18 protein-coding genes are annotated in these 13,440 nt (G+C 65.8%); 4 read left to right on the plus strand and 14 right to left on the minus strand.

Features of this window, described 5'->3' with window-relative positions:
- Positions 1–275 precede the first annotated feature (275 nt).
- The 8 genes from Pth03_RS40905 to Pth03_RS40935 form a co-directional block, all read right to left on the minus strand.
- The gene (locus tag Pth03_RS40905; RefSeq protein WP_203949915.1) at positions 276–1,193 is read right to left on the minus strand and encodes a Na+/H+ antiporter NhaA; all 918 of its coding nucleotides are present in this window, start codon (positions 1,191–1,193) and stop codon (positions 276–278) included.
- Positions 1,163–1,348, minus strand: a complete 186-nt coding sequence (locus Pth03_RS40910) for a hypothetical protein (RefSeq protein ID WP_203949916.1) — start codon at positions 1,346–1,348, stop codon at positions 1,163–1,165. Before Pth03_RS40910 ends, Pth03_RS40905 begins: the two co-directional genes overlap by 31 nt.
- Positions 1,349–1,361: 13 nt before the next feature.
- Positions 1,362–2,714, minus strand: coding sequence for an MFS transporter (locus Pth03_RS40915; RefSeq protein ID WP_373318690.1), 1,353 nt, complete (start codon positions 2,712–2,714; stop codon positions 1,362–1,364).
- Positions 2,715–3,053: 339 nt separating this feature from the next.
- Positions 3,054–3,434, minus strand: coding sequence for a nuclear transport factor 2 family protein (locus Pth03_RS40920; protein WP_203949918.1), 381 nt, complete (start codon positions 3,432–3,434; stop codon positions 3,054–3,056).
- 349 nt (positions 3,435–3,783) lie between these two features.
- A complete protein-coding gene (locus Pth03_RS40925) occupies positions 3,784–4,257 on the minus strand; it encodes a GNAT family N-acetyltransferase (RefSeq protein ID WP_203949919.1) in 474 nt (157 codons plus the stop codon).
- A gap of 64 nt (positions 4,258–4,321) precedes the next feature.
- The gene (locus Pth03_RS40930) at positions 4,322–5,239 is read right to left on the minus strand and encodes an NADP-dependent oxidoreductase (RefSeq protein WP_203949920.1); all 918 of its coding nucleotides are present in this window, start codon (positions 5,237–5,239) and stop codon (positions 4,322–4,324) included.
- 79 nt (positions 5,240–5,318) lie between these two features.
- Positions 5,319–5,567, minus strand: coding sequence for a ketopantoate reductase C-terminal domain-containing protein (locus tag Pth03_RS42745; RefSeq protein ID WP_373318691.1), 249 nt, complete (start codon positions 5,565–5,567; stop codon positions 5,319–5,321).
- Between the two features lie 18 nt (positions 5,568–5,585).
- A complete protein-coding gene (locus Pth03_RS40935) occupies positions 5,586–5,918 on the minus strand; it encodes a TraR/DksA family transcriptional regulator (RefSeq protein ID WP_203949921.1) in 333 nt (110 codons plus the stop codon).
- A 358-nt stretch (positions 5,919–6,276) separates the two neighbouring features.
- Here Pth03_RS40935 and Pth03_RS40940 point away from each other — a divergent pair, with 358 nt between their 5' ends.
- Positions 6,277–6,864, plus strand: a complete 588-nt coding sequence (locus Pth03_RS40940; protein WP_239119804.1) for a GNAT family N-acetyltransferase — start codon at positions 6,277–6,279, stop codon at positions 6,862–6,864.
- A 7-nt stretch (positions 6,865–6,871) separates the two neighbouring features.
- Here Pth03_RS40940 and Pth03_RS40945 read toward each other — a convergent pair whose 3' ends face one another.
- On the minus strand, positions 6,872–7,264 hold the full coding sequence (locus Pth03_RS40945; RefSeq protein ID WP_203949923.1) for a beta-ketoacyl-[acyl-carrier-protein] synthase family protein: 393 nt from the start codon (positions 7,262–7,264) through the stop codon (positions 6,872–6,874).
- Between the two features lie 396 nt (positions 7,265–7,660).
- On the opposite strand from Pth03_RS40945, the gene Pth03_RS40950 reads away from it, so the two are divergent.
- The gene (locus tag Pth03_RS40950; RefSeq protein WP_203949924.1) at positions 7,661–8,161 is read left to right on the plus strand and encodes a hypothetical protein; all 501 of its coding nucleotides are present in this window, start codon (positions 7,661–7,663) and stop codon (positions 8,159–8,161) included.
- Entirely contained in the window at positions 8,161–8,787 is a 627-nt protein-coding gene (locus Pth03_RS40955; RefSeq protein WP_239119808.1) for a TetR/AcrR family transcriptional regulator, read from the plus strand. The genes Pth03_RS40950 and Pth03_RS40955 overlap by 1 nt, the downstream gene beginning before the upstream one ends.
- Before the next feature lie 394 nt (positions 8,788–9,181).
- Here Pth03_RS40955 and Pth03_RS40960 read toward each other — a convergent pair whose 3' ends face one another.
- A complete protein-coding gene (locus Pth03_RS40960) occupies positions 9,182–9,532 on the minus strand; it encodes a GNAT family N-acetyltransferase (protein WP_203949926.1) in 351 nt (116 codons plus the stop codon).
- Positions 9,533–9,722: 190 nt separating this feature from the next.
- Between Pth03_RS40960 and Pth03_RS40965 the strand changes: the two genes are divergently transcribed.
- Positions 9,723–10,091, plus strand: a complete 369-nt coding sequence (locus Pth03_RS40965) for a GNAT family N-acetyltransferase (protein WP_203949927.1) — start codon at positions 9,723–9,725, stop codon at positions 10,089–10,091.
- 104 nt (positions 10,092–10,195) lie between these two features.
- Here Pth03_RS40965 and Pth03_RS40970 read toward each other — a convergent pair whose 3' ends face one another.
- The 4 genes from Pth03_RS40970 to Pth03_RS40990 form a co-directional block, all read right to left on the minus strand.
- Positions 10,196–11,125: an NADP-dependent oxidoreductase gene (locus Pth03_RS40970; protein WP_239119806.1), complete on the minus strand. Its 930-nt coding sequence runs from the start codon at positions 11,123–11,125 to the stop codon at positions 10,196–10,198.
- Between the two features lie 404 nt (positions 11,126–11,529).
- Complete coding sequence (locus Pth03_RS40975; protein WP_203949929.1) at positions 11,530–12,165, minus strand: sigma-70 family RNA polymerase sigma factor; 636 nt, start codon at positions 12,163–12,165, stop codon at positions 11,530–11,532.
- A gap of 276 nt (positions 12,166–12,441) precedes the next feature.
- On the minus strand, positions 12,442–12,720 hold the full coding sequence (locus Pth03_RS40980; protein WP_203949930.1) for a hypothetical protein: 279 nt from the start codon (positions 12,718–12,720) through the stop codon (positions 12,442–12,444).
- A gap of 367 nt (positions 12,721–13,087) precedes the next feature.
- On the minus strand, positions 13,088–13,440 hold a 353-nt coding region (locus tag Pth03_RS40990), incomplete at its 5' end, for a peptide-methionine (R)-S-oxide reductase (RefSeq protein WP_203949931.1).

Below are 13,440 nucleotides of genomic sequence, written 5' to 3' on the forward strand. Positions count from 1 at the left end.
CACTGGTGGCGAGCGGCTACCTGCCCGAGGCACCTGAGGTCCGCTCGGCATGACATTGCCCATTTCGGAACCAATGCCTGCATTAAGAACGGCGACTGAAATCTCGGCGTCCCGGAACGAGTGGTAGGTCCGAGTACGCGGGCCTCATCGACCCCAGGCATCCGGGAGTGACCAAAAGCCACCGATGACCTTCGCGAAACCGCCCGGCTGACAGCCCTCGTGTCGTCGCGCGGATGCCGTACCCGCGGTAGATCGTGGGGCCACTACGGCATCCGTTACTCGGCGACCGGTGTGTCGGCCGCGGTCGTCAGCGCTCGTAGCAGCGATTGCGCGTCGTACGGGCCGACGTGCCGGCGGCCGTTGATGAAGAGCGTAGGAACGGCGGTGATGTTCATGGCCTCAGCGTCGAGCATGTCGTCGCGCACCCGGCCGGTGACCTCGGCCGAGATGAGGTCCTTCTCGAACTGCTCGACGTCCAGCCCCAGGTCGTGGGCGATGCGGATGATGTCGGACGGCCGCTGGTTGTCCTGGTCGTCGAAGATCGCGCGCGCGAAGTCGAAGAATCTCCCTGCGTTGCCGCGCCCTCGGATGCCTCCGCGCCTGCGAGGGCGTTGGGGTGGATCTGCACGAGCGGGGCGTGGCGCCACACGTAGCGGAGCCGGTCTCCGAGTACGTCGCGCACCTCCAGGATCGAGCCGGACGCCTTGAGGCAGAAAGCCGCACTGGAAGTCGCCGTACTCGACGATCGTGTAGGGAGCGTCCGGGTCTCCGAGCACGTGCTCGCGTGCCGGGTCGACCGGGCGTGCGAGCGTCTGACCGGAATCGTCGTCGGGGCGCACGGCATCCGAGATCCGGAAGATGATCGTCGCGAGCGCGAAGGCGATAACAGATGCCGCGAGCACACCCACCCACGCCTCGTTCTGCGCGAACTCGTCATCGATCGCGAGGTCCACGATGAACAGCAAGATGGTGAATCCGATCCCGCACAGTGCGGCGCCGCCGAGGGCGCGATCGAGGGTGAGTCCCGCTCCGAGCTCGCCGAGCTTCAGGCGCCGGAGGAGCGCGCTCGATCCGAAGACGCTGAGGAGCTTGCCGACGACGAGGCCCACGACGACGCCCCACGCGAGGGTGGAGCCGGCAGCGCCAGCGAGGACCTCGGGGCTCAGTACGACGCCAGGGACCCGTTGGCCCAAACGATCGCTGCAAGCGTCGCGACGAGGAGGAGCAGGGCTCCGAGCCGGTTCTGGCCGATTGCGCCGATCCGCGCGGCGATCGACGGGCGTCGACGAGCGCCAGCGGCGTCCTGCTCAGGGTCGAGTGAGGTCTGGATGATGGTGAGGTTCGTCATGATTACTCACGTGCTAGCTGTTCCCGCTCGTATCGGGGTGCGGGTTGCGTGCAGCGATGACAGTGAACACGGTGGCGACGAGGGCAAGTACGCCGTATCCGAGGGCGATCTGCGGCAGTGAGAAGGTGCTGGACAGTTGGCCGGAGACCAGGGCGGGGACAGCAGCGCCGCTGTAGCAGAGCAGGTAGACCGCACTGAAGATCGGTGCCCGGTCGGCCGGGGTGCTGCCGTGCAGCAGTCCGCGGGTGGCGGCGCTGATGGCGATGCCTTGACTGGCGCCCGCGACGATGGTCGCGGCGATGAACAGCGCCAGTGTGCCGGTGGCGATCGCTGTAATGATGCCGATCCATCCGGCCAGGAAGATGATCATGCCGAGGCGTTGGGCGGCCGCGGATGTGAACCGGCCGCCGAGGGGAGCACCGAGAGCACTGGGACCCATGTAGGCGGCGAACACCAACCCGAGGACGAGCGGGCTGCGCGTGTGGAGTTGATCTTCGACCAGCGCCGGCACGAAGGCCTGGTAGAAGGCCCCGGTCGCCCAGGTGGCCAGGAAGACCGCTGCCGCGACGGGGAGCAGATGCCTGACCCGGGCCGGTACACGGACCCGGGGACGCAGGGACAACCAGGCGCCCGGCGACGGAGTCGCCGTCTCCGGGCTGACAGCGACGAGTACGGCAGACAGGAGGAGGAAGCCGACGGCGACCAGGTAGATGAGCTCGCGTGGCCAGGGGCCGAACTGGACCAGGGCTCCGGACGCGATGGCGCCGACGGCGAGGCCGAGCATGACTGTCTGACTGGAGGCGACGGAGGCCAACCAGACCGGCTTGGCCGGTGCGGCGTCGACGATGTAGGAGGTGAGGCTGCTGCTGGCCAGCCCGGCACCAAGGCCCATCAGGAGCCGACCGGCGATCAGGATGCCGATGTCGTGCACGTTCAGCAGCAGCAGACAGCCCAGCACAAGAAGGCCGAGGCTCGCGATCGAGGTGGGCCGGCGGCCCAGATGATTTGACAGCCGTCCCATCATCAACAGTGTGGTGAGAGTGGCAGCGGAGTAGGCGACGACGGTCATCGAAATACCGGCGTTGGTGAACCCCTCCTCGGCCCGGTAGATGTTGAAAAGCGGGATCGTCGAGCCCACCGCGGCGAACGCGGCCACCAGGGATACCACCGCAGATATGAATGCCAGCCGGACCGTTCTGCCCCGACGAACCTGGTTGAGCGCTGGTGCCACGCCTTGCATCGAGTGCCTTTCTGTTGTTCTGAACCACCCCGGAGTTTCTGGAGGCTTCGGATCGCGCACGTCGACGTGGCTGCGCACCGCGGAGATGTCGGTGAGCCAGGTTCGCACTGGGACGATGTCGGTCATGGACACTCCGGCCTGCCCGAGCGCGTCCTGGGCGTTACGCCATGCCCGCCGAGCTTCCTCAGCGAAGTCCTCGAGGGGTGTTCCGTCGGCCTGAGGCCGGGCGTACCAGACCGGACCACGAGGTCGCGGTCTGCTGGAATGCCGACAGCGCCGTGTAGCCGCCACTGTGGGCGGCTACACCGGTGTCGATTCCGCTGATCTTGTTCGTGGCCTTTCTCAGCTGGATGAGTACTGAAGCGAGGCCGCCGGCCGGTCTCGGCCTGTCGCCGTGTCGTGACTTGCCCTTGGGTACGGTCCCGGGGTCGCCTCGCGACCAGCAGCCTCGCGCGCGTGGTCGGGTCAGGCGCCCGGAGCGATCGCGCAGGCGGAGACGCAGACCCAGGCGCCCTCACGCTTCTGGTACACGTCCGTGTACAGAGCTTCCTGTTCCACTCCATCGGCGATCATGGTGTATGTCGCCCTGCCGTGGATCAGCGCAACATCGCCGAGGATACGGATCTTGACTTCGCGCAAAGCGAGATCCTTGAAGGGGCGCGGCTTGGCGATGTATTCGAGGTACTCCTCACGGTTGCGGGTGACACCCGGTGTCTGCACAATGAAATCTTCAGCGAGGAATTCACTGAAGCGCTTGGCATCGCTGGCCTGGTCCGAATGGTTGTAGTCAAGGTTAAGTTGCTCGAGGATCGCCAGATCCTCGGTGTACTGCTCGGTGTTTTTCATTTTCTTGTTCCTTCTCTGTGTGTTTCGGCGTTCACTGCAGATGGGTTGTCGTTTCGGCGCCGTGTACGCGGTGCCGGCGTGCAAGGTCGTCCCGTCTGATTGGTGTCAGATCCGTCGCGCCGTCTTTCCGGCAACGTCGCAATCTCGCTCGCGCCTCGACGCCCTCCCGCCGCCGGTCACCGTGGTACGACGTCGAGAGGCGGTGCGGTTACGGATGCTGAGCCGACGAGGCAACACGCCCTCGATCAGAAGAAACGACCCGTCGGCGCCGGCCTCCTGGCCGGGCCGTGGTGAACATGTCGCACGCTCCGGATGCCGTGACAGGCGACCACGTCTGAACGCCGGACGGTTACGCCAGGTCGCGCTGGAACGCGGCGAGCTCCTCGTCGTGGCCCACTTCCGCGGGTTCGTGCTTGGGGTGGGCGCCGGCGCCGGGACGGACCTTGTCGATGAGGTCGGCATACTCGGGGTTGCGGTCGATGAACTCACCCACGAACGGGCAGATGATGGTGATCTTCTTCCCGCTCTCGCGGATCTCGTCCAGCGCGCGGGCTACGAGGTCGGTGGCCACCCGCTTTCCGCGGTACGCGGGGGCGACCCAGGTCTTCAGCAGCACAACACGGCCGCCCACGAACCGGTACGTGAGCTCGGCGATCGCGTCGGCGCCGAGGGTAGCGACCCATCGGCCGTGCTCGGCGTCGTTGACGACATCGAGCTCCCCTCTGGATTCCACCTCGCTGAGACCTGTCTGGTCCAGAGCAGCGATGAGCGCAGCGTTGTTCTCTTCGCGGGTGGCCGCCTCGGCCTCGAGATTGATCATCATCGTCACTCTTTCTGTCGGGGAGCCAAGAGGTGGGCTTTGGGCAACGGGTGTGGCCTCCGCGTCCTTATGGACGAACACGGATGATGGTCTTTCCCTTGATCCGCTCGGTCGGGTTGAAGGCGGCGACGGCGTCGTCGAGGGACGCCACGTTGCCGATGATCGTCCGCAGCCGGCCATCCCGCACCCGCCGGACGAGCTCGTTCAGCTGCGCGCGATCGGCCTCGACGACGAAGTCGACCGCCAGTCCCTCAGCCGGCTGCGCTTCGGGCGGGCCGGCGATGGTCACCAGCATCCCGCCGGCTCGAACCAGACCCGCGGACCGCTTCTGGATGTCGCCGCCGATCACGTCGAAGACCAGATCGACTCCCCCGACGTCGTCCAGCGAGTCGTTGTCGAGGTCAACGAACTCCTGCGCGCCGAAGTCGAGTGCGGTCTGCCGATCGGCGGCACGTCCAGTGCCGATGACATGGGCACCGGCCTCTTTGGCGAGCTGGGTCACCAAAGAGCCGACTCCACCGGCCGCGCCGTGCACGAGGACGCTCTGTCCCACCTGGAAGCGGCCGTGCACGAACAGTCCCTGCCACGCGGTCAGGCCGGAAATCGGCAGGCTCGCGCCCACCGTGAAGTCGACATCGCCCGGCAGCGGCGCAACGTTGCGCGCCTCGATGGCTACGTACTCGGCCAGGGTGCCGTCGCGAGTCCAGTCCGCGAGGCCGAAAACCCGCTGTCCCACCGACAGCCCCCTCGTGCCATAGCCGAGCGCGCTGACCACACCGGCCACCTCGTGGCCGGGGATCGACGGCGTGCGGTCGCGGCCGAGGCGATCGGTCCAGGTTCCGGGCCACGTCAGCTCGCCGGGGGTGAATCCCGACGCGTGTACCTCGACGAGGACGTCGTTCCCCGCCGCCTCCGGCTCGGGCCGCTCGACAAGCGTCATCCCGGCCGTCCCCGCGGCCTGATCCGTCACCACGATCGCCTTCATCCGGCACCTCCCTGTAGCCGATCCTCACCTGCATGACATTTCGGTTCACCACTGTTCGTGGCACCCAGATCTCGGCTTCTTACACTGATCGACAGGGCTTGTGGCGCGGGAGCGTCGTTGCCTGGAGCGCCTCCGTAGGCGCTCGTGTGTGAAGAGCCCGTTCCATTGCCTCCAGGCACCTGCCGTCATTGAGCATGGAAGAGGTCATGAGCTCAGGCAGTGTGTCGATGAACTCGATCTGTTGGCCGGCGTAAGCGGCCGGCAGACGGATCCCACGGGCGCGCCCTACCCGAACGGCTTCCGCCATCGCGTCGCGCAGGAACCGCAACCTCTCCGCGATGCCGTCCTACCCGACCTCATCAACGAGCAGCTCCGCCGCAGGGTCAGCCTCAAGTCGCTCGTCGGGGATCGGCCGACCGCTGCGCAACGAAACTCCGTAGGTACCGGCCCGCAGGCGCTCGCTGGCCCTATCGAGCGCAGCCAACCGTGCGCTGAGTTGCTCGGCTACAGCATCGTCAAGAAGCTCTTGAGCGAGTGGGGTCGCCGAGTCGGAGACCGAGATCCTCGCATCAGCGGCCGCCTCCAGGTCAGCCGCCCGCTCAGCGGCTGAGTACGTGAGAAGTTCCTTGATGCGTTCACGTTCACCCTCGATCAACTCATGTGCGTGGGTTGGGTCCATCTGCGACTCCCTGGTGGTGACGATTGGTGATCAGCGTCGGCGGCGAGACCTCAGGTGGCCGATCTTGCGGGGCGTTCGACACCGTGTGTGTGGTGCCGCCGCTCATCGCCTCGACCTCACGTCCGACGTAGTGCTCGACCGCTCTGGGCCTTGCTGCCGGCCGGCCCAGGTCATGTGTGCCCCTGGCTCTCTTTCGATTAGTGCCTGGGATGCCACATCTCTTTCGTCTGCTGTCGCTGGCTCGTTGTGACGTCACTCGGTGCGGGCCTAGATGGACGACTTCGTCCAATACGGCGTAGCGTTATCAACCGCTAAGCGCGCCGTCGGGCGTGCCCCGTCCCCGCATCGAGGAGCAGCGTTGACTCACGAGGTCACTATCGTCGGTTCGACCATCAGCACACCGCGGTTGCGGCTGCGTCCGTGGCATCAAGATGATGCAGCCGGGGCGCTCGACATCTACGGCAGCTCGGAGGTCTCCCGGTGGCTGGCCCCGGCAATGGATCACGTCAACGACCTCGACCAGATGCGTGCGGTGATCACCGGATGGATCGCCGCACCTCTGGGATCCGAAGGGCGCCCGAGTGGCCGGTGGGTGATCGAAGAGACCGAGAGCGGGCGCGTCGCAGGCTCGGGTCAGATTCTTCCGCTGCCGCCGGAGGGCGACGACCTGGAGTTGGGCTACCAGCTCGCCCCGTGGGCGTGGGGGCGGGGGTTGGCGGCCGAGGCGGGTCATGCCCTGGCCCACTATGCCTTCAGCAACGGCGAGGAGGAGGTCTTCGCCGTCGTACGGCCCAAGAACGAGCGCGGCACACGCGCCGCCCGCCGCATCGGGATGGAGTGGGTCGGAGAAACGGACAAGTACTACGACCTGCGTCTTCAGGTCTTTCGGCTGCGGAAGGGTGACTTGGACACCTCCGCGCTCGAGCCGGGGGCCGTCGAACGCTGATCCCGGTTCATGCCTGGTCGTTCTCGAGCGGGACGGCCACACCCTGCCCTGAGCCCGCGCACACGCCGAGAACGCCGTAGCGAGCTTTTCGCTCCCGCATCGAGATGGCGAGGGTGAGCAGGTGGCGGGTTCCCGAGGCCCCGAACGGATGGCCCACGGCGACGGCGCCCCCGTTGAGGTTGAGCCGGTCGTCAGGAACCTCGAAGCCCTTGAGCTGCGTCGATACTTCGCGCATAACCCCCAGTGCCTGCGCCGCGAACGCTTCGTGGACCTCCCACACGCCGATCTCGTCGGGAGCGATACCTGCAGCCTTGATGACCTTGGTCATCGCCCACGCCTGCGCGATGCCCGTCAGGCCAGGCTCCAACGCATGCACCACCGAACCGACGATCCTGGCCAAGGGCGCAACCCCTAGCCCTGCAACCACGTCATCGCAGGCGATGACTACGGCGCTCGATCCATCCGACAATGGTGTCGAGTTGCCCGCGGTCATCTGCGTCGTGCCCCAGCTGGGCGGAGAGCTTGGCCGACGATCCAAGCGTGGTGTCATCTCGGATCGTCTCGTCATGCTCGAAGAGCCCGCTCCGCACTACGTCGGGCGACGGGCACGATCTCCTTCGCCAGACGTCCGGTGTCACGAGCCTGGGGCGGCATGCGCTATGCGCGAACGGTAACGACTAATGGACTTTGTAGTCCATGGCCGTTTTAACCACCTGCGACCCTACTGCCTGGGGCTTTAAAGCGTCTGTACGCATCAATTGGACTAAATAGTCCAAATATATGGCAGGATACCTGAGTGGTGTCGACTGGCCGGGAGGGATTGCTGAGGACGCACTTCGCGGAAGTCTTGGCCCGCGAGAGCGCTTGTCTGGCTGGAGTCACTGACGGGGCGAAGCTGGCCGACTGGCGTCGCCGGGTGGTCGAGGAGCTCATGACCCCACCGTCGCCGTACGTGTTGGCGCTGCGACAAACAGGTGATGTGCCCGACCGAGCCGACTTCCTCGATCGGTGGCGCGAGCTCATCGCCGAGACGGTGGACCGGTTGCTGCAGTCCGGCACCACGGGCGACACACACTTCTCCTCTGGCCAGACTCGGAGGGCCGATGTCGACGCCCAGAAGACTGCGGTGCTAATTCTCGCGGCGCTTCATGGAGGCAGCACCCTGAGTCAGATTGCAAAAGACCCTTGGCCACTCAACGCCGCGCTCGACCTCGCGCTCGCGCCTTTTGCGGCAACCGAGGACGACAGCCCCGCAAGGACGGGAACGAGTAGCCCGATCAGTAACATGAACTCGTGATGACGACCGCTGACTCGCACAACGGCAGACGCCTGACGGCGCGCGGTGCAAAGACGCGGGCAAGGATCGTCGCCGCGGCAACCGACCTGATGTACATCCGAGGAGTCGGGGCTACCACGCTTGATGACGTGCTAGCGGCGAGCGGAGTGAGCAAGTCGCAGTTGTACCACCACTTCGACGGCAAGGACGCACTCATACGGGCCGTCATCGACCACGTAGGAGAACGCATCATCGAGCGCGAGCGCGACGCCCTCAGCCATGTCTCGACGATCCGGGGCTTGCGACGCTGGCGGGACGCGTTGGTCCAGAACAACGGCCTTCGACATGGCGCCTACGGCTGTGCGCTCGGCTCGCTGGCCTCCGAGGTCTCCGATCACGACGCTCTCGCACGCCAAGCCCTGTCTCAACTGTTCACCGAATGGCAGGGACTGCTGGCAGGCGTGTTGCGCAGGCTTCAAGACGGTGGTGCGCTTCCGCCCGAGGCGTCGGTCGACCAGCTCGCGACCGGGCTTATGGCCGCCCTCCAGGGCGGGTACCTACTGGCCCAGACTGCGCGCGATGTCACACCGATGGCAACATCAATCGACATGGCACTTGCGCACATCGAGAGCCTGTCTGAACGTTGAGCTCATCGCCAAACGGCCCAGGATCCGAGCCGAAGTCGCGGGCTGAGAGCACGGCCCTACTCAGAACCTGAGCAAGCCAGCGGCTGAGCTGCCCCCACGTTGGTTCATCTCGTCGTCGACCGCAGCAGGTAGCGCGCGCCCAGCAAGATCTGCAACAGCCTCGAGTGTGAGTTCGATCCCCGCCGAGACACGAGCTGGGGTACGGAACTTGTCGCTGGACCTCACCACCTGCCACGCGCGAGCCCTCGCGACCTCGCTTCCCCGTGGTCAGACGAGGGCGCAGGGAAGGTCGCGGCGGGCGAGCTCACCAGTCGTCCAGACCCTCTGGGTCATAGAAGTAGTCCAACGAGATTCCAGGTCGGATCTTGTGGAGGTCGGCCCGGCGTCCATCGCGTCACCGCCCGCTGTTCGTGTCTCGCGCGGTGCGAGTGGCGATGAAAGCCGAGCGGTTGATGTCGACGGCATCCTTCCATTCGGGGTGGGCTTCGACGTAGTCGGCAACAAACCCGCAGTAGATACCAGCCCTGGTCTGACTCTGGCTCAGGTCTTCAAGCGCGTAGCGCGCCAATGCTGAAGCGACGCCTCGATGCCGCTGGTCTTGGTCCACGAAGGAGTGCGTGAGCGAGACCCGCCCGCCCGTAGTCTCGTAAGCCAGGTTACCGACGACCCGGCCATCGATCAGCGCCTCGTAGAGGCGGGTGGTCTCATCCTTGCGCACCTCAACGGCGGCCGGTGATGGTTTCATGCTCTCTTCTCGCTCGTATCCAGTTGGTAGGTCTAGCCAGCACCCGCGAGGGCGCGTACGGACTATTCAGTCCAACTTACGGCACTCTGACATTGCTTCGCGAGCGCCCCCGCGCCATATTTGGACTTCAGCGTCCGAAACGGGGGCTGCCCGAACGCACGCCGCAGATACACGTTGAAGGAGTGGGCCGATGAGCAGTGAAGAACAGGCACCAACTGCTGAGGACCTGATTGACAACACCGGCCAAGGCCGCTTCGAGCTCTACCGGGACGGCGAACTGGTCGGCTGGCTCTACTACACCCATCTGAAGCCCAACCGGTACGCCCTCCAGCACACCGAAGTCGAGCCCAGTCATCAACACCAAGGTGTCGCCGGTGCGATGGTGCGGCGAGTGCTCGACGAGATCCGCGCCCGCGAGGGCACGATCACCGCAATCTGCCCCTTTGTGGTCGACTACCTCTCGCGAACGACCACCTATGCCGATCTGATCGACGCTCGACACCCCGGCTACTCCGATCGTGCGTCCGCCGAGTCGGCGCGCGCAAAGGCCCGTGGCTGAGACCACGCAGCCATCAGGAGATCCCTCGGAAGAGCCCTACCGCGGCCTCATGGTCGCGCGGCTGGAGTTCCTCCGCAGCTTCCTGGGAGGTCACCGCAGCGACCTCACGGACGAACGCGGATGACCGTCTTTCCCTTGATCCGCTCGGTCGGGTTGAAGGCGGCGACGGCATCGTCGAGGGGCGCGACTTGGCCGATGTTCGTCCGCAGTCGTCCGTCACGCACCCGCTGGGCGATCTCACCCAATTGGGCACGATCGGACACGACAACGAAGTCGATCGCCAGGCCGTCGGCAGGCCGCGCCTCGGGCGGCCCGGCGACGGTCACCAGCGTTCCTCCGGCCCGAACCAGACCCGCGGACCGCCTCCCGATGTCGCCGCCGAAGACATCGAAAACCAGATCGACTCCGCCGACGCCTTCGAGGGCGCCGTTCTCAAGGTCGACGAACTCCTGCGCCCCGAAGTCGAACACCGTCTGACGGTGAGCGGCGCGTCCGGTACCGATGACGTAGGCACCGGCCTCACGTGCGAGCTGCGTCGCCATCGACCCGACTGCGCCGGCCGCACCGTGCACGAGGACGCTCTGCCCGGCCCGGAGGCGGCCGTGCTCGAACAGTCCCTGCCACGCGGTCAGGCCCGTCATCGCGACACCCGCGCCCACCGTGAAGTCAACGTCGCCCGGCAGCGGCGCAAGGTTGCGTGCCTCGACGACGACATACTCCGCGAGCGTGCCATCGCGAGTCCAGTCCGTGAGGCCGAACACCCGCTGTCCCACCGACAGCCCCGCCGTTCCATAGCTGAGGGCGGTGACCACTCCGGCCAGCTCGTGCCCGGGGATCGAAGGCGTCCGGTCACGGCCAAGACGATCGATCCAGGTTGATGGCCACTCCAGCTCATTCCCGGTAAATCCCGACGCATGAACTTCCACGACGACATCGCCGTAGTTCGCGCCCTCAAGGCTGGCGAGCCTCGGTGCATCCGGATCGGGCCGCTCGACCAGCCTCATCCCGGCCGTCCCCGCGGCCTGATCCGTCACCACAATCGCCTTCATCCGGCACCTCCCTTGTATCTAGTCCCTCGCCCACATGACATTTTTCGGTTCACCGGTGTTCGTGGCACCTGGATCTCGGCTTCTTACCACGCAGGTCGATGCGAGTCTTGGGTACGAGGGCGTCCGTGGTCGAGCGACGCGTCGATGGGGCTCAGCACGCCCTGGGCGTTGTTGGCGTCCAACAGTTGCATCTGCTCCGCCATCGCGAGACGTCGGCGATCATCTGGCCGTGCTGCGCAGCCTGTACCGACCTGGCTATGGAGACGCCGTGTGTTCACTCCAGGTATCGGCCCAGCCCGATGACGTCTTCTGGTGCGAGTCGCCCGATGGCGCTGATGGAGGCCGTCGGCAGCATGGTGTCATGGTGTTGCGTCCGAAAGCGGGCGACCTCAGGCCGACCGAACTGCAGGTGCCTCGGGCAGGTAGCCGCTCGCCACCAGTTCGGTGCGGAGCTTCTTCCGGGCGTCGAAGAGCACCTTGTACAGCGCGTTGTGGGTCGAGCCCAGCTCGTCGGCCAGAACATCCATCGGCATGCCGTTGAGGACCGTCGCGACGAACACCAGCCGCTGACGCTCCGACAGATTCTCTTCCACCGCGGTCGAGACGGCGGCCGCGAACTCCCGGACTTGTGCCTCGTCCTCGGGGCCGACGTCGAAGCGCGAAGCGATCTTGGACCAATCCTCTTGTTCGTAGGGGACCTCGTGGCGACGCCAGAAGTGGCGGTTCATCTTGGTGGCCACATTGAAGATCACGAACTTGCTCACCCAGGTGGTGAACCGTGCCTCACCCCGGAACCTATCCAGACGCTCGCCGATGGCCATCAACGCGTCGGCGGCGGCCTGGTGGGCAATGTCCTCGAGCTCCGGGCCGTCCAGCTCTAGGACCGGCGCACGCCGACGTGCCTCAGACTTCGCGATGCGAAGCAGCAACGGATACAGCTCCCTGCACGCCGCCTCTCTGACCGGGCCGGCAGCAGCGAGATCACGCACCCATCGGCGGTTCTCCCGATCAGTCTCTGCGTCCACTGCCCCCTCTTTCGCCAGAGCATCACAAGCCGCGCACGCGCTGGTCAGGTCACTCCCCACGCGGCACCTGAGCAACCGTATACTGGACGATAAAGTCCATACAAATCGCCCATTCGTGGGCAACTAGAAGGAGTTTTGGACTGTGTCGACCAATATGTGGCTCGAAGCGCTCCGCCTGCGCGTCTTGGCCACAGCGCCAACAGAGACTCGAGTTACCGGCTTGCCGGCGCGGCGTCCGGGTCTGGAACCCGCCTCTCGTGGGTCCTCGCCAGCGTGCTACGGCGGGCCGGGCTGAGAAGAGGCTGGGCCTGTGAGCGCCGATAGCAGGCCCTCCAAGTCTTGGGCGCATGGACCGCAGGCCAGAAAGTGCGCATGAACGCCCGGGAACCGCTCGCTCGGGTCGTTGCCCGCAGCAAGCAGCTCCGCGTAGACGTCCAGCATCTCCATGGCTTCGTCGCAGCCGGCGTCGCGCGGATCGGTCTGGAGAAAGGCGTCTAGTCGAGCCCAGTGATCACTCCGTTGATAGCCGGATGCGTTCTGCGCTTTGTTGTCCACGCGTCCACCTTGGTTGATTCATGCCTTGGATGCCTAGCCAGAGTGTCCAGCCAACGAGAAGCACCCCCCCTCTTCTTGGAGTCGCGGGGTCTGCTCCTGGCCTGGCTGTGGGCAATTCGTTGATCAGCTGGCGTGTTCTTGGTGGGGCAGCTGCCACTGAGGTCGGACGCAGTGGCACGTGTAGCCGTTGGGATGCTTGATCAGTAGTCCTGGTGCTCAGGCTCTGCCTCCCAGAACGTCCCGGTAGGGGCTACCTCCCACCCGAGTCGACACACCGCGTCCTTCTTGCGCAGCAGGTCCTGCATACCCCAGAAGCAACCGCCGGCGAGGACCGGGGGCTCGGGCTGGTAGTTAACCCCGCACGTGGTCATGCGACACCTCTCCCGGATGCCGCCGGGCCGGGAGCCGCGTCGAAAAGGTGCGCGTACTGGCCATAGCCTTCGGTCTCGAGGTCCTTGGCGGCGATGAATCGCAGCGAGGCAGAGTTGATGCAGTAGCGCATGCCACCCGCATCGGCTGGGCCGTACGGAAAAAGATGGCCGAGGTGGCTGTGGCCGTGTGCCGAGCGAACCTCTGTCCGGACCATCCCATGGCTGGTGTCGCTGCGCTCTACGACGTTGCCCGGCTCGAGCGGGATGGTGAAACTGGCCCAGCCCGTGTGACTGTCGATCGACGCCGCGCGGGAGGCGCTCGGGTTCATCCCGCGGCATTCCTGGCGTC

Origin of the sequence: Planotetraspora thailandica, from assembly GCF_016863335.1 — a bacterium.
Lineage (GTDB): Bacteria > Actinomycetota > Actinomycetes > Streptosporangiales > Streptosporangiaceae > Planotetraspora > Planotetraspora thailandica.